Source organism: Nonomuraea cavernae (assembly GCF_014646355.1).
Classification (GTDB): Bacteria; Actinomycetota; Actinomycetes; order Streptosporangiales; family Streptosporangiaceae; genus Nonomuraea; species Nonomuraea cavernae.
This window is the reverse complement of record NZ_BMNH01000008.1, coordinates 66,160-91,382: the sequence shown is the minus strand read 5'-3', so window position 1 is coordinate 91,382 and position 25,223 is coordinate 66,160. Positions and strand designations below refer to the sequence as shown.

The window sequence follows — 25,223 nt, the reverse complement described above, 5'->3', positions numbered from 1 at the left end:
CGATGGGCCGTCACCCGGTGCGCAGGGCGATGACGGGATCGAGCCGTCCCCCCTGCGCGCGGGTGCTGCCGGCCCTTTCGGGGGTCAGCCGGAGGCGAGCTCGCGGCCCCGGTCGCGGGCGGCCTCGATGGCGGCCAGGAAGGCGGCGCGCACACTGTGCCGTTCGAGCTCGGCGATGGCCGCGATCGTGGTGCCGCCGGGCGAGGTGACGGCCTCGCGCAGGATCACCGGGTGCTCGCCCGAGTCGCGCAGCATCACGGCCGCGCCCACGATGGACTGGGTGACCATGTCGAGCGCGGCGGCTCGCGGCATGCCGAGCAGGATGCCCGCGTCGACCATGGCCTCGACCAGGTAGAAGAAGTAGGCGGGGCCGCTGCCCGACAGGGCGGTGGCGGCGTCCTGCTGCGACTCGGGGATGCGCAGCACCTTGCCGACCGGCTTGAGCAGGTCCTCGGTGTGCCTGAGGTGCTCCTCGTCCGCGTGGGCGCCCGCCGAGATGACGCTCATCGCCTCGTCGAAGCGGATCGGCGTGTTGGACATGACCCTGACCACGGGCACCTCGACACCGAGCCGCTGCTCGACGAAGGACGTGGTGATGCCGGCCGCGGCGGTGATCACCAGGCGGTCGGCGGGCACGTAGGGGGCGATCTCGGCCAGCAGCGTCGCCATGTCCTGCGGCTTGACGGCCAGGATCAGCGTGTCGGCGGCCTTGGCGGCCTCGGCGTTGGTGACGGTGCGCACGCCGTAGGACTCGCGAAGCGCCTGCGCCCGCTCGGGCCTGCGGGTGGTGGCCAGGACGTCGCCCGGCGCGAGCCCGGCGCGCAGCAGCCCGGACAGCAGGGCCTCACCCATCTTGCCGGTGCCCAGAATCGCAATCACGCCAGCAGCCTACCGACCGCTCAACGCCTGCCCAGCAGCGACCGCAGGAAGAAGGCCAGGTTGCGGGGCCGTTCGGCGAGGCGGCGCATGAGGTAGGGGTACCAGTCGGAGCCGTAGGGCACGTAGACCCGCATCCGGCAGCCCAGCGCCGCCAGCCGTCGCTGCTCGTCGGGACGTACGCCGTAGAGCATCTGGTGCTCGTAGGACGAGGGGTCGCGCCCGTGGAGCGCGGCCAGCGTCGAGGCGATCTCCACCAGGCGCGGATCGTGCGTGGCGACCATCGGGTAGGCGGCGCCGGCCATCAGCTCCCTGAGGCAGCGTACGAACGAGCGGTCGATGTCGGACGTGGACGTGTAGGCCCCCGCCGCGGTGTAGGCGCCCTTGCAGAGGCGCACCCGGGCGCCGTCGAGCTCGGCGAGCCGCGCGCAGCGCTCGTGCGCGTCGGGCAGGTAGGCCTGCACCACGACGCCCACGCCCGGGTGCTCCTTGCGCAGCATCGCGTGCACGGAGTGCAGCCCCGGGATGGTGTCGTGCTCCTCGGCGTCGAGTGTGACCGTGATGCCCCGGAGGGCGGCCCGCTCGCAGATGGTGGCCGCGTTGTCGAGCGCGGTCTGCTCGCTCAGCCGCAGGCCCAGCGCGGTCAGCTTGACCGACACGTCGGCGCCCTCGGGTATCCGGCCGAGCAGGTCGAGGTAGGCGTGGACCGCGCCCTCCGCCTGCGCCCTGTCGGTCACCTCCTCGCCCAGGTGGTCGACCGAGACGAGCAGGCCCCCGCGGGTCAGCTCGGACACGACCGCGCCGACGTCGTCGGCGACGTAGCGCCTGACCACGTCCTTGGTCAGCGGCGAGGTGGACACGAGGCGCTCGGCGCGCTCGCTTCTGGAGACGGCCAGCAGGGCCTGACGGAGCACGGGTCCAACCCTAACTTCACCGGGGCGGCGACCGCTGGTCTGTCGGACGAACCTGTGGACGGCCCGCTCGGTGTGTCCGATGAACCTGTGGACGGCCCCGTCCGTCGTATGGGTATGCGCACGATGACAGCGACTCTTCTGGCCGGGTGTCTGGTGCTCGCGACGGGCTGCGGCACGGCGTCGTCCGACGGGCGGACCTCGGCCTCCGCTCCGGACACGCCGGTGTCGGCCTCGGCCGTGTCCACGACCCCCACCACCTCCGTCCCCAAGGGCCCCGAGCCGGTCAAGCCGATCGGCGACGCGATCAACACCCGCAAGGTTCCCTGGACCAAGGCCAAACGCGTCTCGAAGGGCCGCCAGATCCAGCTGGTCTGGACGTCGGGTGTGGCCCCCTGCACCGTGCTCGACCGGGTGAAGGTCAAGGAGACCCGCAAGCGGGTCACGATCACCCTGTACGAGGGGACGGCGCCGCAGGCGAAGGACGTCTCCTGCATCATGATCGCGATCGAGAAGACCACGACCGTCAAGCTCAAGAAGCCGCTCGGCGCGCGCAAGCTCGTGGACGGCGGCAGATCCTGAGCTGACCGGGCGAAACCCCCGGCGACCCCGGCACGGCGTCCGTGCCGGGGTCGCCGGGGGTTTCGTGTGCGTGAGGCCGGGAATGCGTGGCGCGTCAGTTAGCTTGAGTCGAGTAGGCTCAAGTCGTTTGACAAACCTTCCAGGCATTCGTAGGTTGAGTCTGACCGACTCAACTTTGACTACAAGGACGTACTCATGGCACGTGCGGTAGGTATCGACCTTGGGACGACCAACTCCGTCGTCTCGATCCTCGAGGGCGGTGAGCCCACCGTCATCGCGAACGCGCAGGGCTCGCGGACCACGCCGTCCGTGGTCGCCTTCGCGAAGAACGGCGAGGTCCTGGTCGGCGAGGTCGCCAAGCGCCAGGCCGTCACCAACGTGGACCGGACCATCCGCTCCGTCAAGCGCGAGATGGGCACCAACTGGTCCCAGGAGATCGACGGCAAGAAGTTCTCCCCTCAGCAGATCAGCGCCTTCGTGCTGCAGAAGCTCAAGCAGGACGCCGAGGCCTACCTGGGCGAGAAGATCACCGACGCGGTGATCACCGTTCCGGCGTACTTCAACGACTCCCAGCGGCAGGCCACCAAGGAGGCCGGCACGATCGCGGGCCTCAACGTGCTCCGCATCATCAACGAGCCCACCGCCGCGGCGCTCGCCTACGGGCTCGACAAGGACCAGGACCAGACGATCCTGGTCTTCGACCTCGGCGGCGGCACCTTCGACGTGTCCCTGCTCGACGTCGGCCAGGAGGACGGCCACGGCTTCGTCGAGGTCAAGGCCACCTCCGGCGACAACCACCTCGGTGGCGACGACTGGGACCAGCGGGTCGTCGACGAGCTGGTCACCCGGTTCAAGAACGCCCACGGCGTCGACCTGTCCAAGGACAAGATGGCCCTCCAGCGCCTGCGTGAGGCGGCGGAGAAGGCCAAGATCGAGCTGTCCAGCCAGTCCGAGACCAGCATCAACCTGCCCTACATCACGGCTTCGGCCGAGGGCCCGCTGCACCTCGACGAGAAGCTGACGCGCGCCGAGTTCCAGCGGCTGACGGCCGACCTGCTCGAGCGGACCAAGGGCCCGTTCCACCAGGTCATCAAGGACGCCGGCATCAAGCTCTCCGACATCGCCCACGTGGTGCTCGTCGGCGGCTCGACCCGCATGCCCGCCGTCACCGAGCTGGTCAAGGAGCTGACCGGGGGCAAGGAGCCCAACAAGGGCGTCAACCCCGACGAGGTCGTCGCCATCGGCGCCGCGCTGCAGGCCGGCGTGCTCAAGGGCGAGGTCAAGGACGTCCTGCTGCTCGACGTGACCCCGCTGTCGCTCGGCATCGAGACCAAGGGCGGCATCTTCACCAAGATCATCGAGCGCAACACGACGATCCCGACCAAGCGCTCCGAGGTCTTCACCACGGCCGAGGACAACCAGCCGTCGGTGCAGATCCAGGTCTACCAGGGCGAGCGCGAGATCGCGTCCTACAACAAGAAGCTCGCCACGTTCGAGCTGACCGGCATCGCCCCGGCGCCGCGCGGCATCCCGCAGATCGAGGTCACCTTCGACATCGACGCCAACGGCATCGTCAACGTCTCCGCCAAGGACCTGGGCACGGGCAAGGAGCAGACGATGACGATCACCGGCGGCTCCGCGCTGCCGAAGGACGACATCGAGCGGATGATGCGCGAGGCCGAGTCCTACGCCGAGGAGGACAAGAAGCGCCGCGAGGAGGCCGAGGTCCGCAACAACGCAGACGGGCTCGCCTACCAGACGGAGAAGTTCCTCCGCGAGAACGACGACAAGGTTCCGGGCGAGATCAAGACCGAGGTCAACGACGCGCTGGGCGAGCTGAAGAAGGCTCTCGACGGCACCGACACCGACCTCATCCGCACCTCCGCGGAGAAGCTCGCCACGGTCAGCCAGAAGATGGGTTCCGCGATCTACGCCCAGAGCCAGGGCGCGGGCGGCGAGGGCGCTCCGCAGGACGCCGCGCAGGGCCAGCAGACCCAGGACAAGGCCGACGACGACGTGGTCGAGGCCGAGATCGTGGACGACGACCAGGCGAAGAAGGACAAGTGATGCTGCCGCGCGAAAACGGGCACGAGGAGCCGGTGATCCGCGACAACCGCAAGATCGACCCTGAGACGGGAAAGGTGCGCGTGCCCGCAGATGGCAAGGCCGAGCAGCCCGCCGCTCCTGAGGCCACGGCCCAGGACGGCGAGCTGAAGGCACAGCTCACCGAGCGGACCGCCGATCTCCAGCGCCTCCAGGCCGAATACACCAACTACCGCAAGCGGGTCGAGCGCGACCGGATCGCGGTCCGCGAGCAGGCCGTCGCGGGCGCGTTGATGGAGCTCCTTCCGGTGCTCGACGACATCGGACGGGCCCGCGACCACGGTGAGCTCAACGGGGGCTTCGCGAAGGTGGCAGAGTCACTGGAGGCGACGCTCACCAAGCTCGGGCTCTCCGCGTTCGGCCAGAAGGGCGACCCCTTCGACCCGACCGTCCACGAGGCGCTGATGCACAGCTACTCACCGGACGTGACCGAGCCCACCGCGATCGAGGTGTTGCAGCTGGGTTACCGCATGGGTGACCGGCTGCTGCGCCCGGCGCGGGTGGCCGTGGCCGAGCCCGAGGACGCCCCCCCGGCGTCCTCAGACGACGACAACTGACGAAGAGCGAAGGGCCCTGTAGATGAGCACCAAGGACTACCTGGAGAAGGATTACTACGCCGTCCTTGGTGTGCCCAAGTCCGCCACCGCCGATGAGATCAAAAAGGCGTACCGGAAGCTGGCCAGGCAGTATCACCCGGACACCAATCAGGGCGACTCGGCCAAGGAGACCAAGTTCAAGGAGGTCTCCGAGGCCTACGACATCCTGTCCGACAGCAAGCGCCGCAAGGAGTACGACGAGGCGCGCACGCTGTTCGGGTCGGGTGTCGGTGGCCAGCGTCCCGGCGGTGGCGGGTTCCCGTTCGACTTCGGTGACCTGTTCGGCGGCACGGCCGGCCCGCAGGGCGGTCACGGTGCGGGAGACCGCATCGGCGACCTGTTCGGCGGGCTGTTCAACCGCGGCGGCTCGACGCGTACGAGCGGCACGACGCGTCCGCGTCGCGGCCAGGACGTCGAGTCCGAGGTCACGCTGACGTTCACCGAGGCGGTCGAGGGCAGCACCGTGTCGCTCCGGCTGACCAGCTCGGCCGCCTGCGCGGCGTGCACCGGCACGGGAGCCAAGGCCGGCACGACCCCGCGGGTCTGCCCGACCTGTGAGGGCACCGGGGCGGCGAGCCGCAACCTCGGCAACTTCGCGTTCTCCGAGCCCTGCCGCGACTGCAAGGGCCGCGGGCTGCTCGTCGACGACCCCTGCCCCGTGTGCGAGGGCAGTGGCCGGGCCAAGAGCACCCGCACCATCCAGGCGCGCATTCCCGCCGGGGTGGCCGACGGCCAGCGGGTCAAGCTCAAGGGCAAGGGCGCGCCGGGCGAGAACGGCGGTCCCGCCGGAGACCTCTACATCCAGACCAACGTCAAGCCGCATGCGGTGTTCGGCCGGATGGGCGACAACCTCACGATCGTCGTGCCGGTGACGTTCACCGAGGCGGCGCTCGGCGCCGAGATCAAGGTGCCGACCCTCAAGGGGATGCCGGTCACGCTGCGCATTCCGCCGGGCACGCCCAACGGCCGTACGTTCAGGGTGCGTGGCAGGGGGGTCGCCCACAAGGACGGCACCAAGGGAGACCTGCTCGCCAGTGTCGAGGTGGTCGTTCCCAAGACGCTCGACGACAAGTCGCGTGAGCTCCTGTCGGAGTTCAACACCGCGACCGCGGGTGACGACCCGCGGGCCGATCTCATTCTGCGAGCCAGAAGCGAGTAGCCGATGGACGCCAACTATTTCGACCTGTCAGACGACACTCCTGTCTATGTGATCTCGGTGGCCGCCCAGCTGTCGGGCCTGCATCCGCAGACTCTGCGGCAGTACGACCGGCTCGGGCTGGTCTGCCCGGGCCGTACGGCGGGGCGCGGCCGCCTCTACTCGACCCGCGACATCCTCCAGCTGCGCGAGGTGCAGCGGCTCTCCCAGGAGGAGGGCATCAACCTCGCCGGCATCAAGAGGATTCTCGAGCTCGAGAACGAGGCGCTGCGGCTGCGTGAGGAGGTTCACCGCCTCCGCTCCGAGATGCGGATGGTCAGGGCGCTGATCCGATACGAGCTGCCACCGGGGGCCTAGGAAGATGGACTACAAGCTCACCCAGAAAAGTCAGGAGGCTCTTTCGGGGGCCATGCGGCGCGCCGCCGCCGAGGGCAACCCGGAGATCGCTCCGGTTCACCTGCTGGGCACACTGCTCTCCCAGACCGGCGGCACCGCCGTGCCCCTGCTGGAAGCCGTGGGCGCCGACTGGAAGTCACTGCGGGCCAAGGCCGAGGAGCAGCTGGCCGCGCTGCCCAAGGCGCAGGGCTCGACCGTGAGCGCGCCGTCGAGCTCGCGCCAGTTGCTGACCGTGATCAACACGGCGGCCCAGCGGGCCAAGCGGCTGGAGGACGAGTACGTCTCCACCGAGCATCTGCTCGTGGGCCTGGCCACCGACGGCGGCCAGACGGCCGAGCTGCTCAAGTCGCAGGGGGCGACCCCGCAGGCGCTGCTCGACGCGTTCGAGAAGGTACGCGGCCACGCCCGCGTCACCAGCGAGACCCCCGAGGACACCTACCAGGCGCTGGAGAAGTACGGCGTCGACCTGACCGAGCGGGCCCGCGGCGGCAAGCTCGACCCGGTCATCGGCCGCGACTCCGAGATCCGCCGGGTCGTGCAGGTGCTGTCGAGGCGCACCAAGAACAACCCGGTGCTGATCGGCGAGCCCGGCGTCGGCAAGACCGCCGTCGTCGAGGGCCTGGCCCAGCGCATCGTGGCCGGTGACGTGCCCGAGTCGCTACGCAACAAGCGGCTGATCTCGCTCGACCTGGGCGCGATGGTCGCGGGCGCCAAATACCGGGGTGAGTTCGAGGAGCGGCTCAAGGCCGTGCTGTCCGAGATCAAGGAGAGCAACGGGCAGATCGTCACCTTCATCGACGAGCTGCACACCGTGGTGGGCGCGGGCGCCGCCGAGGGCTCGATGGACGCGGGCAACATGCTCAAGCCCATGCTGGCCCGCGGTGAGCTGCGCATGATCGGCGCGACGACGCTCGACGAGTACCGCGAGCGCATCGAGAAGGATCCCGCGCTGGAGCGCCGCTTCCAGCAGGTGTACGTGGGCGAGCCCACCGTCGAGGACACGATCGCGATCCTGCGCGGGCTGAAGGGCCGCTACGAGGCCCACCACCAGGTGCAGATCGCCGACAGCGCGCTGGTCGCCGCCGCCGCCCTGTCCGATCGCTACATCACCAACCGCTTCCTCCCCGACAAGGCCATCGACCTGGTCGACGAGGCCGCCTCCCGGCTCCGCATGGAGATCGACTCCCGCCCGGTGGAGATCGACCAGCTCCAGCGCAACGTCGACCGGATGAAGATGGAGGAGCTGGCGCTGTCCAAGGAGACCGACGACGCCTCCGTCCAGCGGCTCGAACGGCTGCGCAAGGAGCTGGCCGACCGCCAGGAGGAGCTCAACGCCCTGGTCGGCCGCTGGGAGCACGAGAAGGCCGGCCTGAACAAGGTCGGCGAGCTGAAGAAGCAGCTCGACGAGGCCCGCAGCGGCGCCGAGCGGGCCCAGCGCGACGGCGACTTCGAGACGGCGTCCAAGCTCATGTACGCCGAGGTCCCCAGGCTGGAGCAGGCGCTGCGCGCCGCGTCCGAGGCCGCGCCGCCCGACAACGCCATGGTCAAGGAGGAGGTCGGCCCCGACGACATCGCCGAGGTCATCTCGTCCTGGACGGGCATCCCGGCGGGGCGTCTGCTGGAGGCTGAGACGGCCAAGCTGCTCCGCATGGAGGAGGAGCTGGGCAGGCGTCTCATCGGGCAGCAGCGGGCCGTACAGGCCGTCTCCGACGCCGTACGACGGAGCCGCGCGGGCATCTCCGACCCCGACCGGCCGACGGGCTCGTTCCTGTTCCTCGGCCCCACCGGTGTGGGCAAGACCGAGCTGGCCAAGGCGCTGGCGGAGTTCCTGTTCGACGATGAGCGCGCGATGACCCGCATCGACATGAGCGAATACTCCGAGAAGCACAGCGTCGCCCGGCTGGTCGGCGCGCCCCCCGGCTACGTGGGCTACGAGGAGGGCGGCCAGCTCACCGAGGCGGTGCGGCGCCGGCCCTACACCGTGGTGCTGCTCGACGAGGTGGAGAAGGCCCATCCCGAGGTCTTCGACATCCTGCTGCAGGTGCTCGACGACGGGCGGCTGACCGACGGGCAGGGCCGTACGGTCGACTTCCGCAACACGATCCTGATCCTCACCTCCAACATCGGCTCGCAGTTCCTGGTCGATCCGAAGCTGGAGAACGGCGCCAAGCGCGAGGCCGTCATGGGCGCGGTGCGGGGCTCCTTCAAGCCTGAGTTCCTCAACCGGCTCGACGACGTCATCCTGTTCGACGCGCTCGGCTCCGAGGAGCTGACCCGCATCGTCGACCTGCAGGTCGACCGGCTCGCGCAGCGGCTGTCCGACCGCAGGCTGACGCTGGACGTCACGCCCGCCGCCCGCGAGTGGCTGGCGCTCACCGGCTACGACCCGATGTACGGCGCGCGTCCGCTGCGCCGCCTGGTCCAGTCGGCGATCGGCGACAAGCTGGCCAAGGCGGTGCTGTCCGGCGAGGTCACCGACGGCGACGGGGTCAAGGTCGACCTCGGCGACGACGAGCTGACGATCCAGCGGGCCTGACCACACCCGGCCGACGCCCGGAGACCGATCGGTCTCCGGGCGTCGGCGTCTCACGGGAGGGTCAGGCGGCGTCCCTCTCGGTAAGGTCTGGCCCACCCTTCAGGCAAGCCGCCTGCCGCGCGTCGCCCGCCTGGCTAGCTTCAGCGTTCGTCAGATCACCGAGAACGATCAGGGGGACGTGAAGTGTCATCTCGGAACATCCGAAGCGTCATTGCGGTGGCCACTCTGACCGCGGGGGTGGCCTGGTTCGCGGCGAGCCCGGCGGCCGCGGACGACTGCGCCCACCGGTCGGCGACGCCGAACCTGCCGGCGGCCACGACGACGCTCTGCGACGGCCTGCCCGGCGTCCAGGGGGCCGGCGCCGAGGTGTACGACCTCGCCGGGCAGGAGGGCGAGGAGGTGTCCGAGGTCGTCACGCGGACGGCCAAGCGGCTCGGCCTGACCGGCCTGGCGACGGCCCGGCCCGACACGGCCGCGGCCGATCTGGCCGGAGGCGTCGCCTCGGGCCGCCCCGCGCTGCCGTCCGGAGTCCAGAACCCGGCGGGCCTGCGGGACGTTTCGACGATGACCTCGACGCCCGACCTTCCCGGGCTTCCGACGGTGCCGTCCGCGCTGCCCGTCAGGACGTCCTTCGGCGAGCTCACCGACGGCGAGCGGCCGGTGGTCCTCCCCCGGCCCGGGGTCTTCCGCCGGCCGGTGGACAGGCTGCCGCGCCGGGTCGCGAGGAAGACCCTCGCCACGGTGCCCGAGGCGGTGGCCGCCACCGGGCTGCCCCGGACGGACGTGGCCGAGGCCGGCGCCGTCGGCGATCTGCTGAAGGATCTCGACCTCGGCTGACCATGGCCGCTGGGCGGGCGCCGGTCCGGCGTCGACGCCCACCACGCCCGTGTGCGGGCCGCGCCGCCCGCCCACGGCTCTCCATAGGTGAAGGGGCCGCGACCGGCCGGCCTCGGCCTCTTCGCGCCGCGCTCAGGAGATCAGCGCGTCGATCTCGTCCTCGGGCAGCCCCAGGTCGACCCTGATGCGATAGCGGGTGCGCAACAGGGCCAGGTGCTCGGGGTCGTCCTCGTCGCAGGCCAGCACGGCCTGCGTCGCCCACTCGAGCCCGGCCTTCAGGTCGCCGTAGGCGACCAGGGTCTCGGCGATCGTGTGGGACGTCGCCGGGGTCGCCCGGCCCTCGGTGCGGATGGTCTCGATGACCTCCCTCGCCTCAGCGGGTCTGTCGAGCTCGAACAGCGTGTCGGCGATGCCGGCGCGCGGGTCGATGCTCGACTCGCCGCCGTCCTCCACCGCGCGCTGGAAGCACTCCATCGCGCGGGCCGGCTGCCCGGCCGCTCGCCATTCCTCGGCCGCGAGGACCAGGATGGACGCTCTGGAGACATCGCCGGAGGAATAACTCAGCGCGACGTCGTACAGCCGCCTGGCCAGGGAGCTGTGGTCGTCGGCCAGCAGTGCCTGCTCAAGCAGGCGATCAAGGTGCTCACGGGTCACATGCGCCACAACGTGAGACTACCGAGCCCCATGCCGCTTTGCCCGGTCAATGCACATCGCCGATAGGGCACGAGTTTTCGCGACAGTTTGTTAAAGACTGACCACGCTCGGCGTGTCCCTGCTGCTCGACGGGCATATTCCGCTAACACGCGCGTGGGCGGGAGGGGCTGCGATGGGCATGTCCAAGCCGATGACCTTCACGCTCGCCTGTGTGGTGAGCCTGTCGGCCCTGCTGCCGGGCACGGCCGGCTACCTGTCGGCACGCCTGGACGCGATCCGCTCGGCGGAGCGCTCGTTGCGAGCGGTCGAGGCCAGGCTGGACATCAGGATGGCCCGCGAGGCGCGGGAGGGCGGCTCCGTGTCGTTCCCGGAGCACTGCGTGCCCCCGCCGACGACGGTCGAGCCGCCGGCCACGGCGCTGCGACCCGAGGACCGGCACCACCGCAGGGACCACCGGCCCGCGCAGCTGTCCGACTGGCTGCCCCAGCTGGTCGACTCACTGGCCGAGGCGCGTTAGGCGCGAGGGGCCGCCGCGGGGGCCGAGCTCAGGTCGGGCTAGCGACCGCTGCCCGAGATGATGCCCTGGTAGGAGCCGATCACCTTGACCTGGCCGAGGTCGGCGGTCTTCGACGGGATGTGCGCGACGACCTGGATCAGCCGGGTGACCTTCATGTAGGTGTAGTACTTGCCGGGCAGGAGTCCGTTGTTCTTCTGGAAGACGTAGTTGCGTCGGGGCCCCTGGCGTACGTCATAGCGGCTGGTCCGTTGGATGGTGGTGAAGGCGAGCGCTCCGCCGTCGGCCGTGCGCAGGGCGTAGGAGGGATGGCCGGTCGCCGGGGGGCGCGCTCGGTGAGCTTGGCGTACTGGTTCATCCTGACGCGGCTGGACGCGGCGTCGGTGGTGAGCCGGTCGGCCGCGAAACGGCTCCTGGACCTCGTCGCGCCCTTGCCGACCAGGTGGGCGGCGTAGCTCCTGGCGAACATGGCGGGTGACATCATCAGCCCGGCGGCGTCCGACTGGGCCACCTCGGTGGCCGTTCCCGAGGCGTCCATGGTGATCTCAGGGAGTTCGTCCACGGCCTGGCCCTCCAAGACGTCGGGGGCGTACATCTGCCGCCAGGACTCTCCGTCGCGGGCGAACAGCAGGTACGTCGGTTCCTTGGCGGTCTCGCTCCCGCGGTTCCAGTACGCCGTGGTCAGGAACCAGCGGCCCTCCTTGACGGAAGGCACGGCGTGGGTGGGCTTGACGTAGCCGAACGGCCGGTAGCCGCCTCGGCCGAGCCTGCGGCTGGAGGCGTAACCCGCCTTGTCGATGGCGAGGCTGGAGCCGCCTTCGTAACCCGCCAGCAGTTTGTCGCTCCTGACGTTGTTGGCGGCGTTGTTGCGCTTGACGTAGTTCGCCAGGATCGTGGCGGTCTCCTGAGCGGTGACGGGCGCGGCCACCGGGGTCGGGGTGCCGGTGGCCGTCGCGGGCGGGGTCTGCTTCGCGCCGGCCCCCGGCAGCACGGAACATCCCGCCGCCGCCAAACACCCGACTATCAACACCAATCGCCGCATCAAGACCGCCTCCCGATATTTCCGGACCAAAGCGGCCAAAGGTAGCAACAGCGGGTGTCGGATGCACGAAGAACCCAGGGAGGGCGAAAGAAGATCCGAACCCGCGTCGGCCCTAGGCGGGAGTGGGCGACCAGGCCTTGAGCTGGCGCGACAGGAAGCCCCGGATGAGCTGCTTGGCCGCCTCGATGATCTCGGGCGAACCCTCGGGCAGACGCCGGAACGCCAGCTTGAGGACCGCGTCGCCGGCCTCGACGGCCACCAGCACGGCCACGTCGAGCTCATGGCTGTCGGCCAGCCCGAACTCACGGAGCAGCAGCCCGCGCAGCCGCCCGGCGATCACCGTGTTGTTGTCGGAGTCGGAGTCGAGCAGGTTGAGGTCGACCACGTCGCCGAAGTGCAGGCTCTTGAAACCTGGAACGCTCCGATGCATCGCGACGTACTCGTCGATGATCGCGTCGACCGCCTCCCACCAGCCGTCGTAGTCCTCGTCGAGGAACCTGCGGCCGACCCGGGAGACGAACAACTCGACGTTGCGCCGGGTCAGCTCCTGGGTGATCGCCCGTTTGTCGGGAAAGAACTGGTAGACCGACCCGATCGCGACACCGGCCCGGTCCGCGATGCGAGTGGTCGAGAGCGCTTCGTAGCCGATCTCGTCGAGAAGCTCGGCGCAGGCGTCGAGCATCCGCTCGACGCGACGCGCGCTACGGCGCTGCGTGGGCCGCCGTCGTAACGGCTGGCGCTGCGAACAGTCTTCGTCAATCTGGGGGGACGGCACGAATTCCATCCTCCCCCCATCGGGGCGATCGTTACCGGTCAATGGGCTTATTTCTCCGGGAGACCGCTCTCTCAGAAACACCGGACAACCGGGCCAGTCCCCGCATCGCGCCCGGGGAGATCCTGGACAGCGCGTAGCCGATCTTCCCCTCGGCGTTGACCGGGACGACGGGCTGGTCACGGTGCACGGCGCGGAGGATGTGCGCGGCGACCCGCTCGGGCGGATAGCCACGGCGCTCCAGCCCGCGTTCGGCGGCCTCACGCAGGTCGTCGTCGCCGACGAACGTGGCGTTGTGGGCGATGCGGGTGGACACGAAGCCGGGGCAGATCGCGCTCACCCCGATGCCCTTGCCGGCGAGCTCGGCCCGGAGGCAGTCGCTGAGCATCTTCACCGCCGCCTTGGAGGTGGAGTAGGCGGGCAGCAGCCTCGACGGGGCGAACGCGGCGAGCGAGGCGATGTTGACGATGTGACCGCCCTCTCCGCGCTCGACCATCTGCGCGGCGAACAGGCGGCAGCCGTGGACGACGCCCCACAGGTTGACGTCGATGGTCCGGCGCCAGTCGTCGACCGAGTGGTCCAGGAAACCGCCGCTGACCGCGATCCCCGCGTTGTTCACCACAATGTCCGGCACGCCGTACTCAGTCTGGATATTTCGTGCGAAGTCCTCCATCTGTGCGGCGTCGGCCACGTCGACCCGTACGGCGTGCGCCGTACCCGCGAGGTCCTCGGCGGTGCGCGCCGCCGCCTCGGCGTCGAGATCGGCGCAGACCACCTCGGCCCCGTGCGCCGCGAAGGCCCGCGCGGTGGCGCGGCCGATCCCGCTGCCCGCGCCGGTGATCACCACCAGCCGATCCTGGAACGCCCGGCGCCCCTCCTCCACCAGCGCGGCGCGCAGACTCCTCGCGGCCGGGCCGCCATCGGTGTGCTCGGCGAACTCGGCGATCATCCGGGCGACCACGGCGGGGTGGCTGCGCTGCGCCCAGTGCCCGGCGGCGATCCGGCGATGCCAGAACCTCCGCACCCCCCGCCCGAGCCAGGCCACCAGGCCCGGCGACACGAACCGGTCGCGGGTGGCGTCGATCAGCTGGACCGGCACGCCGATGTCCGGCTCGGCCTCGCCTGTCCGGTCGCCGATGTTGCGCCGGTAGAGCCAGAGCCCGTTGGCGGCGTCCTTCTCCAGCGTGGGCGCGGGATGGCCGGGGCGGGGCTGGACGCCGTCGAGCCGCAGGGTGCGCTCCAGCAGGCCGGGCATGACCGTGCGCCAGGCCAGTTCGGGCAGGTAGGGGGTCTGGAACGCGCCGATGTACCACGACCTGGCGAGCTGCCCGGCCACGTCGCGCCGCCTGCCACGCCGGACGAAGCTCGTCGTCTGGGCGACGCCCGGACCGCCGAAGCCGGTGAAGGAGATGAGCCGGTCGCGCAGGCCGGGCCTGGCCACCGCGTCCCAGCCCTGCACCGAGCCCCAGTCGTGGCCGACGAGGTGCACGGCGGGCTTGCCGATCGCGTCGAGCACGGCCACCAGGTCGGCCGCCAGGTGGTCGAGGGTGTAGTGGCCGTTGTCGCGCGGGGCGCCCGAGTCGCCGGCGCCGCGCACGTCGTACCGCACCACGTGGAAACGGTCGCGCAGCAGCTCGGCCACCTCGTCCCAGACGCGATGCGTGTCCGGATAGCCGTGGATCAGCAGGATCGTGGGATCGTCCGGATCGCCTTCCTCGAAGACCGCCAGTCGCACGTCACCGGATTCGATCCATCGCATCGCGACCTCCTATTGGACGACTCGTCCAAACATAGAGCGGGTCAGGGGCGCGAGGCCAGACCGGTGCAGGAACGCAGCGCCTTCCAGTCGGCCACCGCCTGGGTTCGGGCCGAGCCGGTCATCGGCACCGGCAGGCCGCCCTGGATGGTGGCGGGGGTCCAGCTGTCCTTGAGCACCTTGCGGCCGTTGATGGTGAGGGTCAGCACGCCGGTGCGGCCGGTGGTGGCGGGGTTGGAGTTGTAGAAGACGAAGTTGCCCAGGCCGTAGCTGATGTAGGCGTTGCCCAGGTATCCGGCGCCGAGCAGGATGTGCGCGTGGCCGCCGACCACCACGTCGGCGCCCGCCTTGACCAGCTTGGGGGCGAGCGAGAGCTGCGCCGGGTTGGGGCATTTCTGCATCTCGGTGCCCCAGTGCAGGTGCACGATCACGGTGTCGGAGTTCTTGCGCGCCTGGCGCACCGCCTTCAGCAGGCGGTCCTCGTTCTTGGCCGAGGCGAGCCCGCCCTTCTCGCCGCCGGCCGTCCACGAGGCGATGAACTCCGCGTCGAGCACCTGGGTCGCCCCGATGATCGACACCCGGTTGCCGTTGACGACCTTGCGGTACGGCTTGTACGCCTCGGCCTCGTCCTTGCCGATGCCCACCACCGGGAACCTGGACCGCTTGATGGCCGCCAGCGAGTCGGCCAGCCCGGTCTCCATGTAGTCCATGCCGTGGTTGTTGGCCATCGACACCACGTCCACGCCCGCGGCTTTGAGCGCGGTGAACGCGCTGGCCGGCGCCCGGAAGGTGTACTGCTTGCCCGGTGCCGGAGTGCCGCCCGTGGTGATCGCGGTCTCCAGGTTGATCATGGACAGGTCGGCCTTGCGCAGGACCTGCGCGATCGGCCCCAGCGCCGTGCGCGGGTCGTTCAGCCGGGGCCGCAGCATCCCCTCGAAGTGCACGTCGCCACCGAACGAGATCGTGAACGGCCGGCGCACGGGCGACGGCTTGGCCGAGGCGGTCGTGGGCTTCTCGACCACCTCCTGGCTCTGTGGCTCCGACTGGGCCGCGGAGCACGCGGAGGCCGCGGTGAGGGCGCCGGCGACGGCCACGGCGAGGAGGGCACGGGGGAGTCTCACTTGTTGGCACTTCCGCTCGATCCAGACGTTCAGCCCACGAGCATGCCATGTGCGACCGGTTTGTGCGCGGTGCGGTGCGGCTGCTAGCCGGCGGCCATGAGCCACTCGACGGCGGCCCGGCTCTCCTCCCCGAGCGGCGTGTAGATCACCAGCCGGGTCTCGGGCGCCGACGCCAGGTCGAAGCTGGTGATGCGGAAGCCGATCTCACCCAGCGCCTCGTGCTTGAACCTCTTGTCCCGCGGCCCGCGCTCGGCCACGTCCTGGCGCGCCCAGAGCCTGGCGAACTCGGCGCTCTCCGCGCTGAGCCGCCGGACGAAGTCCTGCCAGCCGGGATCGTCGGAGTGGCGGCTGTAGGCGCCCCGGAAGATCGCCACCGCCCGCGACAGATCCTGGTCGCGGTCGGCCAGGGTGGCCGACATCCTGGGGTTGACGCAGCCCTGCCACAGGGTGTTGCGCTCGCCCTCCGGGGCCGCGACGATCTCGGGGAAGAGCGCGCCGTAGGCGGTGTTCCAGGACAGCACGTCGCAGCGGCTGTTGGCCAGGCAGGCGGGCAGGGGGTCGAGCCGGTCGAGGATCTCCCGCATCTCGGGAGTCACCCGGGTCACGTCGGCCGTGAGCGCGGTCTCCGGCTGGCCCGCCAGCCGGTAGAGGTGCTGCCGCTCCACGGGGTCGAGGCGGAGCGTGCGCGCGACGGCGTCGAGCACCTGGGTGCTGGCGTTGATCGGGCGACCCTGCTCCAGCCACGTGTACCAGGTCACGCCCACCCCGGCGAGCTGCGCCACCTCCTCGCGGCGCAGGCCGGGGGTGCGCCTGCGCGGGCCGGGCGGCAGATCGACCATCTCGGGCGTGATCCGCTCGCGACGGCTGCGAAGGAAGGCCGCCAGGTCCGAACGCCGAGCTTCTGTCACGGTCACCACTCCACTGTGGAGGCACCCGGAACCGGTTAGCCAGGTAGCACCAGTACCAGTATAAATGGGCTCTCGTTACTGGTATCAGATTGGCCTCATGCTGGAGGTCATGACGCGTGCCATCGCCGTTTCCACCACTCCGGTCATCCCGCCGGAGCGGACCCGGGCCAGCGGCCTGCTCCTGACGGTGATCCTCGTCGGGCAGTTCCTGGCGATCCTGAACGTCAACATCGTCAACGTGGCCACCCCCACCATCGAGGCCGACCTGCGCTCCTCCGGCGCCGCGCTGCAGATGATCGTGGCCGGCTACACCATCGTCTACGCCGTCCTGCTGATCACCGGGGCCAGGCTCGGCGACCTGTTCGGCTACCGCAACGCCTTCCTCGGCGGCCTGGCCCTGTTCACCCTCATGACGCTGGGCGCGGGACTGGCGGCCTCGACGGGCTGGCTGATCGGCTTTCGCTTCGGGCAGGGCGCCGGCGCCGCGCTGATGATGCCCCAGGTGCTCACCCTGATCCAGCGCAACTACCACGGCGCGGCCCGGGGCCGGGCGATCGCCCTGTGGTCCGCGGTCGTGAGCGGCGGCATCGTGGCCGGTCAGGCGCTCGGCGGCATCCTGCTGGGGTTCGGCGCCGGCTGGCGGGTCGTGTTCCTGGTCGTGGTGCCGATCGGCGCGCTGTTACTGATCGCCGGTGTCAGGGCGCTGCCCGCCGACGACGAGCGCGGCCAGGGCGGGCTCGACCCATGGGGCCTGATCAGCCTGTCGGCCGCGGTGCTGCTGCTCGTGGTGCCGCTCGTGCTGGGCCGGGATCTGGGCTGGCCGCCGTGGGGCTGGGTCTCGATGGGCCTGAGCGTCGTGGTCTTCGGGGTCTTCGTCGCCGTCGAACGCCGCGTGACCGCCCGCGGCGGGCGGCCCCTGATCAGCGCCGGCGTGCTGCGCGCCCCGGGCATGCGGCCAGGTCTCGGCGTGCTGCTCTTCGGGCCGGCGACCTGGGGCGCCTTCCTCTTCACCTCGGCCCTGCACCTGCAGAACGACCTCCACCTGTCGCCGCTGGCCTCGGGCATGATGATGATCCCCTGCGCGCTCGCCTTCGCCGTCGTCGGGCTCGGCTGGCCCCGCCTGCCCGCCCGTCAGCAGCGCACGCTGGTGCCCTTCGGATACGTGGTGGCCGCCCCCGCCTATCTCGGCCTCGGTCTCGCCGACGGCGGCGGGGTGGCGTACGCGCTGATGAGCGCGCTGATCGGCGCCGGGCTCGGCGTGCAGGTGGCGGTGACGAACATCGCGACCGCCCAGGTGGACGACGCCCACGCCGCCGACGCGAGTGGCGCGCTGCTCACCGTGATCCAGCTCGGCCAGGTCATCGGGGTGTCCACGGTGGGCACCCTGTTCATCTCCCACCAGGGCACCGGCTCGGCCACGATGCTGACCGCCGCCGCCCTCGCGGGCCTGGCCGTCCTCGCCGGCACCTGCTCCCTCTTCCTGGTACGGCGCCGCCGCCCGGCGGAACGTGGATGACCTCTTCGGCCGAAGGACCCGCGGGCGTACGGCTTCGCGAGCGCACGGAGACGTCAGACCGTCGTCCCGCTCGTGGGTCTCGAAACCCGAGCCGTCCTGCCGCGCTCGGCGCTGCGGCGGCGGTCGTCGGTGGGCTGGCTGAGTGTTTTCCGTTCCGTGCCAGGGAAAGGGCAATTCAGAGGTTGATCATCATGGTCGGTCCTGTGCCATGATGATCAAGTCTTCCGCCCGTCAAAGAGCTGGAGCGTCAGAGCGGCCCTGCGTGTGTTGTGCCAGCAACCAGCCAGGGCCGTTCTTTATGCGCTGGCGGCGAGCGCGGCCAGGTCGAACTCACCATCGCGGACACCCGCGGTGAAGGCGGCCCATTCGGCGGGCGTGAAGACCAGGACGGGGCCGTCCTCGGTCTTGCTGTCCTTGAGAGCGACATTGCCGTCCGCGAGTGGAGCGACTTCAACGCACGCCGAAGCGCCGTTGCAGAAGCTACTCCTCCGCCAAGCCGCCATCTTCGAGTCGGTGTACATTTTCTCCCCAAATGGGTAAAGGGGCGCCATTGCCCCTTGTGGAAGTCTTCGTCTCTAACGCCGCCAGAGCATGGCCTTGCGCTGGATGAGCACGCGAGACTCGTCCTCATCGAGCGCCTCCGACCTGATGTGGTCGAAGGCCGTCTCGTATCCAGCCACCAGCCCGAGGTCTTCGACGAAGTGTGCGCTGTACAGCTGTTCTAGATATACAACATCGTCGAACGCCACGAACTTCAGATGGATGAAGGCACCCGTGTTGACCGGGTGAAGCGAGTCGAGCGTCAGCACGCGCACGCTGACGTGTGGCAGCAGAGAAATCTCCAGGAGATGCTCCATCTGCTCACGCATCACCGACGGCTCGCCGAAGCGGCGCATCAGCGCCGACTCGTCGAGCACGACGTTCAGCTCGGACGGATCGGCCCTGCTGAGGACCCGCCGCTGCCGGTCGAGGCGGGCCTCGACACGGCTGCGGACACCACTGTGCGTGATGCGCGCGATGCCACGGGTGGCCAGGATGACCTCCCGCGCGTAATCCTCGGTCTGGAGGAGACCCGGCACAATCTGTGGTTCCCAACTGCGCTGGACCGTGGCCTCCGCCTCCAACCCCAGGAGTTTTGTGTACTCCTCAGGCAGAGAGTCTTCGTAATCTTCCCACCAGCCACGCTGATCCGCATCCCGCAACAGGCCGAAGAGTTCGTCAAGCTTGCCGCCGTCGACCTGGTAGAGCTCGCCCATCGCCTTGATGTCCTCGGCGCTGGGCATCGTCTTCGCCGCCTCGATGCGACTCACCTTGCTGGGAGACCAGCCGAGCTCTCGCGCAGCCTTGGCCCCCGTCAGCTTCTGCCGCTCTCGGAGAAGGCGCAACTCCTGCCCCAGTCGGAGCCTTCGGACAGTCGGGCTGCCCTGCTGCGATGGCACCGTCCACTCTCCTCGTCGGGAAGGAAGGTGTAGCCGGAAAGGACCGTTTGAACTCCGGCCACTTGGGCCGTTCATCCAATCTTACACTGCAACTTGCATGTGTAGTGCCACTCAGGCTTGCCATAAGGCTTTCACGGAGAGACGGTAGGAGGCAAGCAAGCTTCTCTCGGGGGACGGGGACGGGGCGACGATTTCTTGCACCCTCACGAGCCACAGGCGTTCCCGAGAGTTCGCGTGCAAGTTGCACATGTAGATGCATAGCAAATCGGCGAGCAATGCACGAAGAAATTTAAATCTTCTCTTGCTCAAAGTATTGCGGCATCACGGCGACGGGGAGACGATCGTGCGCAGGAGGAACCCGATCGACGAGGAGGCCGGGGTTGACCGGACGGCCGAGCACCCGGGGGATTCCGTCCACGTACACGCGCGGCCTCGCGGGCCGCTCCATCGGCAACGTCGCCGTCCCGGATTTGTATCTCGACCCCAGGGAGGCCGTCTGCCGGAGGGATCCCGCCACCACCTGACGAATCGCCGCGACCATCGCTCGGTCGAGCATCGCCATCCAGCATCGCGATCGAGCACCGGAATCACCATGGAAAAGCCGGACCGAGGCCGACCACCGATCGCCGCATAAGGGCTGCCACCCTGCGACGACGCCGGTCGTAAGCCATCAGTCCGGCGAAAGAAGCCACCTCGAATAATGCCGCGAAAGGGGTCTTCTATGTACTCACAAGGTACCAAGGGACTCAGTCGAATCAAGTCCCGGATCCGGGAACTCATCGCGTGGGCGGATCGGGAGATCTGCATGGAGCCGGACGAGTTCGCCTTCCGGCGAGACTGGACCGTCTCGAAGTCCGGATTCGGCGCCCGCACCTATCGGGATCCCCGATTCGACCAGCTCAGGGTCATGCCGAGAGTGCCAGAGGAGGTGTCGTGAGATGCCGAGGAACCCACGGAACCAGATGTACCCGGCCAACGAGGACCTGCCGGCCGCCGGCCGCGGGAGCCTGCCGGCCAGACTGTGGCGGATCCGCGCCGAGCTGCTGCTGACCGCCGCGCTCGGCCTGCTCACCTTCACCTTCCTGAGCGCGGCGCAGCACGGCCACTGGATGCCGTTCATCGTGCTGACCAGCGCGATCTCGGTGCCGGCCGCGACCCGGGCGGGCCGCAACTGGGTGACGGCGCACATCTGGTGCGTGGTCTCCAGACACCGCCTGCAGCGCACCTGCCTGGAGACCACGATGCACACCCGGTCGGGCCGGATTCCGCTGGTGCTCTGGATCACGCCGACCCGTACGGGCGAGAAGGCGCTGATCCTGACCAGGGCCGGCATCTCGGCCGCGGAGTTCGAGGCGTACGCCGAGGAGATCGCGGCGGCCTGCTGGGCCAGGACCGTCAACGTCTACAAGCACCGCGCCTGGGCGCACCTGGTGGTCGTCGAGATCGTCCGGCGTGACGAGATCCCGGGTGCCGTCTCCCCCGGGCTCGACCGGTTCTACGGTCGCCGAGCCTGGATCTCGATGCGACCCGACGTCGAGGAGCCGCCTGATCTGCTGACGCTGCCCGAGCTGTCCAGAAAGCTCGCGCTGCCGCGGGTCGGCTGATCGGCCGGCGCCCCCTGGCCGGCTGACCGGCCGGGCGGCCCGCCGGCCAAGCCCCGGAGACCGCGGGGGCTCCGGGGCTTCCGCATGCGCGCCGTACGAGACAAGATGAGTTCAACTTCCGAACTCAGGAGTCGTGATGACGTCGACCGTTCACCGGACCTGTCCCCTGTGCGAGGCCGTCTGCGGCCTGACGCTCACCCTCGACGAGGGCGGGCACGTCACGAGCGTCCGGGGAGACGGCGATGACCCGTTCAGCAAGGGGTTCATCTGCCCGAAGGGCGCCAGTCTCGGCCGCCTCGACGAGGACCCCGACCGGCTGCGCAAGCCGTTGATCAGGGACGGCGAGCAGTGGCGAGAGGCCGGCTGGGACGAGGCGTTCGCCGCCGTCGAGCAGGGCCTCAAAGCGGTCACCGAGCGGCACGGCCGCGAGTCCGTCGCCGTCTATCTGGGCAACCCCAGCGCCCACACCATGGCCGGCGCCCTCTACGCCGGGCCGATGATCAAGTCGCTCGGCACCCGCAACATCTTCTCCGCGAGCACGTCCGACCAGATGCCCAAGCACGTGGCCAGCGGACTGATGTTCGGCCACCCCCTCGCCATCCCGGTGCCCGACCTCGACCGGACCGACTACCTGCTGATGCTCGGCGCCAACCCGCTGGAGTCCAACGGCTCACTCTGCACCGCGCCCGACTTCCCCGGCAGGCTCAAGGCGCTGCGCGCGCGGGGCGGCCGGCTGGTCGTGGTCGACCCGCGCCGCACCCGCACCGCCGCGCTCGGCGACGAGCACGTGTTCGTCCGGCCGGGCACCGACGCCTACCTGCTGTTCGGCCTGGTGAACACGCTGTTCGCCGAGGATCTGGTCCGGCTCTCGCACGAGGTCAACGGGCTGGACGAGGTGCGCGAGGCGGCCAAGCACTTCCCGCCGGACGTGGTGGGCCGGCACACGGGCGTGCCCGCCGAGGTGATCGTACGGCTCGCGCGGGAGCTGGCCGGGGCGCGCCGGGCCGCCGTCTACGCCAGGATAGGCACCTGTACGGCCGAGTTCGGCACGCTGGCCCAGTGGCTGGTCGACGTGCTGAACGTGCTGACCGGCAATCTCGACCGGCCGGGCGGCGTCATGTTCCCCAAGTCGGCCACGGAGTCCGGCGGCAGGCGCAGGCCGTACACGGTGGGGCGGTGGCGGAGCCGCGTCAGAGGGCTGCCGGAGGCCAACGGCGAGCTGCCCGTGGCGACGCTCGCCGACGAGATCGAGACGCCGGGAGACGGGCAGATCAGGATGCTCGTCACCGTGGCGGGCAACCCGGTGCTGTCGGCCCCCAACGGGCCGCGGCTCGACACGGCCTTCGCCGGGCTCGACTTCATGGTCTGCGTCGACCCCTACCTGAACGAGACGACCCGGCACGCCCACGTCATCCTGCCGCCGCCGCGCGTGCTGCAGTCGGGGCACTACGACTTCGCGCTGCTCGGGTTCGCGGTGCGCAACTACACCCGTTACTCGCCGCCGGCGCTGCCGCTGGACGGGCGGCCGTCCGAGGCGCGGATCCTGTCCAGGCTGGCCATGATCGCGTCGGGGCTGGAGGGCGACCTCGACGAGTTCGTCATCGGCCAGACGCTGGCCAAGGCCGTGGACACCCCCGGATCGGGCGTCGAGGGACGCGACGTGGCCGAGCTGCGGGCCGCGCTCGACGGCGAGTCGGGGACGGAGCGCAGGCTCGACCTCATGCTCAGGCTCGGCCCCTACGGCGAGTGGTCCGGCGGCGGCGACCTGTCTCTGCGCAAGCTGCTCGACAACCCGCACGGGCTGGACCTCGGGCCGTTGGAGCCCCGGTTGCCCGAGGTGCTGAAGACCGCCTCGGGCCTGATCGAGCTCGCCCCGCCTCAGCTCGTCGAGGACGTCGAACGGCTGCGCGCCGGGCTGGAGCGAGAGCCGGCGGAGATCGTGCTGATCGGGCGGCGGCACCTGCGGTCCAACAACAGCTGGATGCACAACGTCGGGCCGCTGGTGGGCGGCAGCAACAGGTGCACGCTGCAGATCAACCCGGCCGACGTGGCCAGGCTCGCGCTCGACGGCGAGGCCGTGGTGCGCTCGGCCAAGGGCGAGCTCAGGGTGCCGATCGAGCCGACCGACACGATCATGCCCGGCGTCGTCTCCCTGCCCCACGGCTGGGGGCACGCGGGCAGCAGTCAGTCGGTGGCCGCCGAGCACGCCGGGGTCAACGCGAATGCCTTGACCGATGAGACCACTATTGATGTTCCGTCCGGAAACGCGGTGTTCAACGGGGTTCCGGTCACGATTTCGCCCACTGCTGTGATCATCGCGCATTAGGGTGTCGCGCGTGACTATCGCACCAGCAGAGGACCGCCTGACCGCCCAGATCGCCTTCGCCGTCGAGATCGACAAGTTGAAGCGGGTCATCCGCCGCAACCTGCTGATGGACGGCTCGCGACGGGAGAACGACGCAGAGCACTCCTGGTACGTGGCCATGCTCGCGATGATCTTCGGGGAGCACGCTCCACCCGGCACCGACCTCCAGCGGGTCATGGCCATGCTGCTGGTGCACGACCTGGTCGAGATCGACGCGGGCGACACCTTCATCTACGATCCGGTCGCGGTGGCCGCCCAGGCCGAGGCCGAGCGGGCCGCCGCCGACCGGATCTTCAGCCTGCTGCCCGCCGGCCAGGCCGAGCCGATGCGCGCGCTGTGGGAGGAGTTCGAGGCCCGTGAGACGCCGGAGGCGAGGTTCGCCAGGGCGCTCGACCGGTTCGCGCCGATCCTGGCCAACCACAACACCGAAGGCGGGACGTGGCCGCTGTTCAAGGTGACGGCCACGCAGGTCGAGGAGAAGGTCCGGCTCATCGCCGAGGGGTCGCCGTCACTCGGCGCGTACGCCCAGGAGCTGGTACGACTCTCCGTCACCAGGGGACACCTATCCGAATGACCCCCTTACCCCCGGGGTAGGTGACTTGTCGTGAAAGAGACAGTACGACCGAGACGTAAGCAAATGCACGGTTTCACGGGACCGGTCGATCTCGCCGTACGGCTTGAGAAGTCCACGGTCATGGACAAACCCATCAAGTCGCTGGCCACGGCCGTACGCGGCAAGCTGCGACCCGGGAAGCTGCGGGACCTGCTGCACGGCGTGCCCACGGGCAAGCCGCTGCACCCGCCGCTGGCCACGATCAGCCTCGGCTGCTGGTTCTCCGCCGCCGTGCTCGACCTCACTTCCATCGATCCCCGGGCCGCGCGGCTCCTGCTGACCGTGGGCATCGGCAACGCGCTGCCCACGGCCGCCGCCGGGCTGACCGACTGGTCGTCTCTGCACCGCGAGCAGCAGCGGGTAGGACTCGTGCACATGCTGGCAAATGTGACCGCACTCGGGCTGTTCACCGCCTCGGTGCTGTCACGCGTGTCAGGGCGGGAGCGCGCCGGACGCGCGCTGTCCTTCGCCGGCCTGGCCGTGGGCGGCCTCGGAGCCTACCTCGGCGGCCACCTGGCCTACCGGCTGGCGGCGGGCGCCAACCACGCCCCGCAGGTGACCCATCTGGTGCCGCTGGGCTGGCACGACCTGTGCATGCTCAACGACCTGCCGCAGGGCCGGCCGGTCGCCCGGCGGCTCGGCTACATCCAGCTCTTCGTGCTCCGGCACGGCGACGGCGTCACCGTGCTCGCGGACCGCTGCCCGCACCTGGCGGGCCCGCTCCACCAGGGCCGACTCGTCGTGGAGGACGGTGAGGTGTGCGTGGTCTGCCCCTGGCACGGCAGCACGTTCCGGCTGGACGACGGCGCGGTGGAGCACGGGCCGGCGACCGCGCCCGCGCCCGTCTTCGAGACGCGCATCCGCAAGGACGGCATGATCCAGGTCCGCCCGAGCTTGACCTGAACTTTACTTGAGGTCCTACGGTC

At 70.0% G+C, this 25,223-nt stretch carries 24 protein-coding genes and 1 pseudogene; 14 read left to right on the top strand and 11 right to left on the bottom strand.

Annotated elements, in window-relative coordinates; genetic code table 11:
* Positions 1 to 84: 84 nt before the first annotated feature.
* Positions 85 to 879: a pyrroline-5-carboxylate reductase gene (gene proC, locus IEY82_RS15845; protein WP_189124883.1), complete on the bottom strand. Its 795-nt coding sequence runs from the start codon at positions 877 to 879 to the stop codon at positions 85 to 87.
* A gap of 20 nt (positions 880 to 899) precedes the next feature.
* Complete coding sequence (locus IEY82_RS15840) at positions 900 to 1,790, bottom strand: proline dehydrogenase family protein (RefSeq protein WP_189124882.1); 891 nt, start codon at positions 1,788 to 1,790, stop codon at positions 900 to 902.
* A 123-nt stretch (positions 1,791 to 1,913) separates the two neighbouring features.
* Here IEY82_RS15840 and IEY82_RS15835 point away from each other — a divergent pair, with 123 nt between their 5' ends.
* From IEY82_RS15835 to IEY82_RS15805, 7 genes are all read left to right on the top strand, one after another.
* Positions 1,914 to 2,369, top strand: coding sequence for a hypothetical protein (locus IEY82_RS15835; RefSeq protein ID WP_189124881.1), 456 nt, complete (start codon positions 1,914 to 1,916; stop codon positions 2,367 to 2,369).
* Between the two features lie 195 nt (positions 2,370 to 2,564).
* Positions 2,565 to 4,436: a molecular chaperone DnaK gene (gene dnaK, locus IEY82_RS15830; protein WP_189124880.1), complete on the top strand. Its 1,872-nt coding sequence runs from the start codon at positions 2,565 to 2,567 to the stop codon at positions 4,434 to 4,436.
* Positions 4,436 to 5,029, top strand: coding sequence for a nucleotide exchange factor GrpE (gene grpE / locus IEY82_RS15825; protein ID WP_189124879.1), 594 nt, complete (start codon positions 4,436 to 4,438; stop codon positions 5,027 to 5,029). The genes dnaK and grpE overlap by 1 nt, the downstream gene beginning before the upstream one ends.
* Before the next feature lie 22 nt (positions 5,030 to 5,051).
* Positions 5,052 to 6,227, top strand: a complete 1,176-nt coding sequence (dnaJ, locus tag IEY82_RS15820; RefSeq protein ID WP_189124878.1) for a molecular chaperone DnaJ — start codon at positions 5,052 to 5,054, stop codon at positions 6,225 to 6,227.
* A gap of 3 nt (positions 6,228 to 6,230) precedes the next feature.
* Positions 6,231 to 6,581, top strand: coding sequence for a heat shock protein transcriptional repressor HspR (locus tag IEY82_RS15815; protein ID WP_189124877.1), 351 nt, complete (start codon positions 6,231 to 6,233; stop codon positions 6,579 to 6,581).
* Between the two features lie 4 nt (positions 6,582 to 6,585).
* Positions 6,586 to 9,156: an ATP-dependent chaperone ClpB gene (gene clpB, locus IEY82_RS15810; RefSeq protein ID WP_189124876.1), complete on the top strand. Its 2,571-nt coding sequence runs from the start codon at positions 6,586 to 6,588 to the stop codon at positions 9,154 to 9,156.
* Positions 9,157 to 9,372: 216 nt separating this feature from the next.
* The gene (locus IEY82_RS15805; protein WP_189124875.1) at positions 9,373 to 9,993 is read left to right on the top strand and encodes a hypothetical protein; all 621 of its coding nucleotides are present in this window, start codon (positions 9,373 to 9,375) and stop codon (positions 9,991 to 9,993) included.
* A gap of 132 nt (positions 9,994 to 10,125) precedes the next feature.
* Here IEY82_RS15805 and IEY82_RS15800 read toward each other — a convergent pair whose 3' ends face one another.
* Positions 10,126 to 10,656 carry a tetratricopeptide repeat protein gene (locus IEY82_RS15800; protein ID WP_225262840.1) on the bottom strand — a complete coding sequence of 177 codons (531 nt, stop codon included), beginning with the start codon at positions 10,654 to 10,656 and terminating at the stop codon, positions 10,126 to 10,128.
* Between the two features lie 163 nt (positions 10,657 to 10,819).
* Between IEY82_RS15800 and IEY82_RS15795 the strand changes: the two genes are divergently transcribed.
* Positions 10,820 to 11,164 (top strand): hypothetical protein, encoded by a 345-nt coding sequence (locus IEY82_RS15795; protein ID WP_189124874.1) that lies wholly within the window; start codon positions 10,820 to 10,822, stop codon positions 11,162 to 11,164.
* A 38-nt stretch (positions 11,165 to 11,202) separates the two neighbouring features.
* On the opposite strand, the pseudogene IEY82_RS15790 reads toward IEY82_RS15795, so the two are convergent.
* The 5 genes and pseudogenes from IEY82_RS15790 to IEY82_RS15770 all read right to left on the bottom strand — a co-directional run bounded on the left by IEY82_RS15790 (position 11,203) and on the right by IEY82_RS15770 (position 16,760).
* Positions 11,203 to 12,203: pseudogene (locus IEY82_RS15790) on the bottom strand (DUF8094 domain-containing protein).
* 112 nt (positions 12,204 to 12,315) lie between these two features.
* A complete protein-coding gene (locus IEY82_RS15785; protein ID WP_225262846.1) occupies positions 12,316 to 12,885 on the bottom strand; it encodes a TetR/AcrR family transcriptional regulator in 570 nt (189 codons plus the stop codon).
* A 124-nt stretch (positions 12,886 to 13,009) separates the two neighbouring features.
* On the bottom strand, positions 13,010 to 14,734 hold the full coding sequence (locus IEY82_RS15780; RefSeq protein ID WP_189124871.1) for an SDR family oxidoreductase: 1,725 nt from the start codon (positions 14,732 to 14,734) through the stop codon (positions 13,010 to 13,012).
* A gap of 41 nt (positions 14,735 to 14,775) precedes the next feature.
* Entirely contained in the window at positions 14,776 to 15,852 is a 1,077-nt protein-coding gene (locus tag IEY82_RS15775) for a CapA family protein (RefSeq protein WP_225262848.1), read from the bottom strand.
* Between the two features lie 83 nt (positions 15,853 to 15,935).
* Entirely contained in the window at positions 15,936 to 16,760 is an 825-nt protein-coding gene (locus IEY82_RS15770) for a helix-turn-helix transcriptional regulator (RefSeq protein ID WP_225262850.1), read from the bottom strand.
* Positions 16,761 to 16,869: 109 nt separating this feature from the next.
* Between IEY82_RS15770 and IEY82_RS15765 the strand changes: the two genes are divergently transcribed.
* The gene (locus IEY82_RS15765) at positions 16,870 to 18,276 is read left to right on the top strand and encodes an MFS transporter (RefSeq protein ID WP_189124870.1); all 1,407 of its coding nucleotides are present in this window, start codon (positions 16,870 to 16,872) and stop codon (positions 18,274 to 18,276) included.
* Positions 18,277 to 18,572: 296 nt separating this feature from the next.
* Here the strand turns inward: IEY82_RS15765 and IEY82_RS15760 are convergent, their stop codons facing one another.
* The 3 genes from IEY82_RS15760 to IEY82_RS15750 form a co-directional block, all read right to left on the bottom strand.
* A complete protein-coding gene (locus IEY82_RS15760; RefSeq protein ID WP_189124869.1) occupies positions 18,573 to 18,797 on the bottom strand; it encodes a DUF397 domain-containing protein in 225 nt (74 codons plus the stop codon).
* Between the two features lie 54 nt (positions 18,798 to 18,851).
* Positions 18,852 to 19,715 (bottom strand): helix-turn-helix domain-containing protein, encoded by an 864-nt coding sequence (locus IEY82_RS15755; protein WP_189124868.1) that lies wholly within the window; start codon positions 19,713 to 19,715, stop codon positions 18,852 to 18,854.
* A 289-nt stretch (positions 19,716 to 20,004) separates the two neighbouring features.
* Positions 20,005 to 20,277 (bottom strand): hypothetical protein, encoded by a 273-nt coding sequence (locus IEY82_RS15750; protein WP_189124867.1) that lies wholly within the window; start codon positions 20,275 to 20,277, stop codon positions 20,005 to 20,007.
* Positions 20,278 to 20,520: 243 nt separating this feature from the next.
* On the opposite strand from IEY82_RS15750, the gene IEY82_RS39905 reads away from it, so the two are divergent.
* The 5 genes from IEY82_RS39905 (at position 20,521) to IEY82_RS15730 (ending at position 25,200) form a co-directional block, all read left to right on the top strand.
* On the top strand, positions 20,521 to 20,652 hold the full coding sequence (locus IEY82_RS39905) for a hypothetical protein (protein WP_263647933.1): 132 nt from the start codon (positions 20,521 to 20,523) through the stop codon (positions 20,650 to 20,652).
* Between the two features lies 1 nt (position 20,653).
* Entirely contained in the window at positions 20,654 to 21,319 is a 666-nt protein-coding gene (locus tag IEY82_RS15745; RefSeq protein ID WP_189124866.1) for a hypothetical protein, read from the top strand.
* 136 nt (positions 21,320 to 21,455) lie between these two features.
* On the top strand, positions 21,456 to 23,645 hold the full coding sequence (locus IEY82_RS15740) for a molybdopterin-dependent oxidoreductase (protein WP_189124865.1): 2,190 nt from the start codon (positions 21,456 to 21,458) through the stop codon (positions 23,643 to 23,645).
* Position 23,646: 1 nt separating this feature from the next.
* Positions 23,647 to 24,258 carry an HD domain-containing protein gene (locus IEY82_RS15735; RefSeq protein ID WP_189124864.1) on the top strand — a complete coding sequence of 204 codons (612 nt, stop codon included), beginning with the start codon at positions 23,647 to 23,649 and terminating at the stop codon, positions 24,256 to 24,258.
* Positions 24,259 to 24,321: 63 nt separating this feature from the next.
* Positions 24,322 to 25,200 carry a Rieske (2Fe-2S) protein gene (locus tag IEY82_RS15730; protein WP_189124863.1) on the top strand — a complete coding sequence of 293 codons (879 nt, stop codon included), beginning with the start codon at positions 24,322 to 24,324 and terminating at the stop codon, positions 25,198 to 25,200.
* The last annotated feature ends 23 nt before the right edge of the window (positions 25,201 to 25,223 follow it).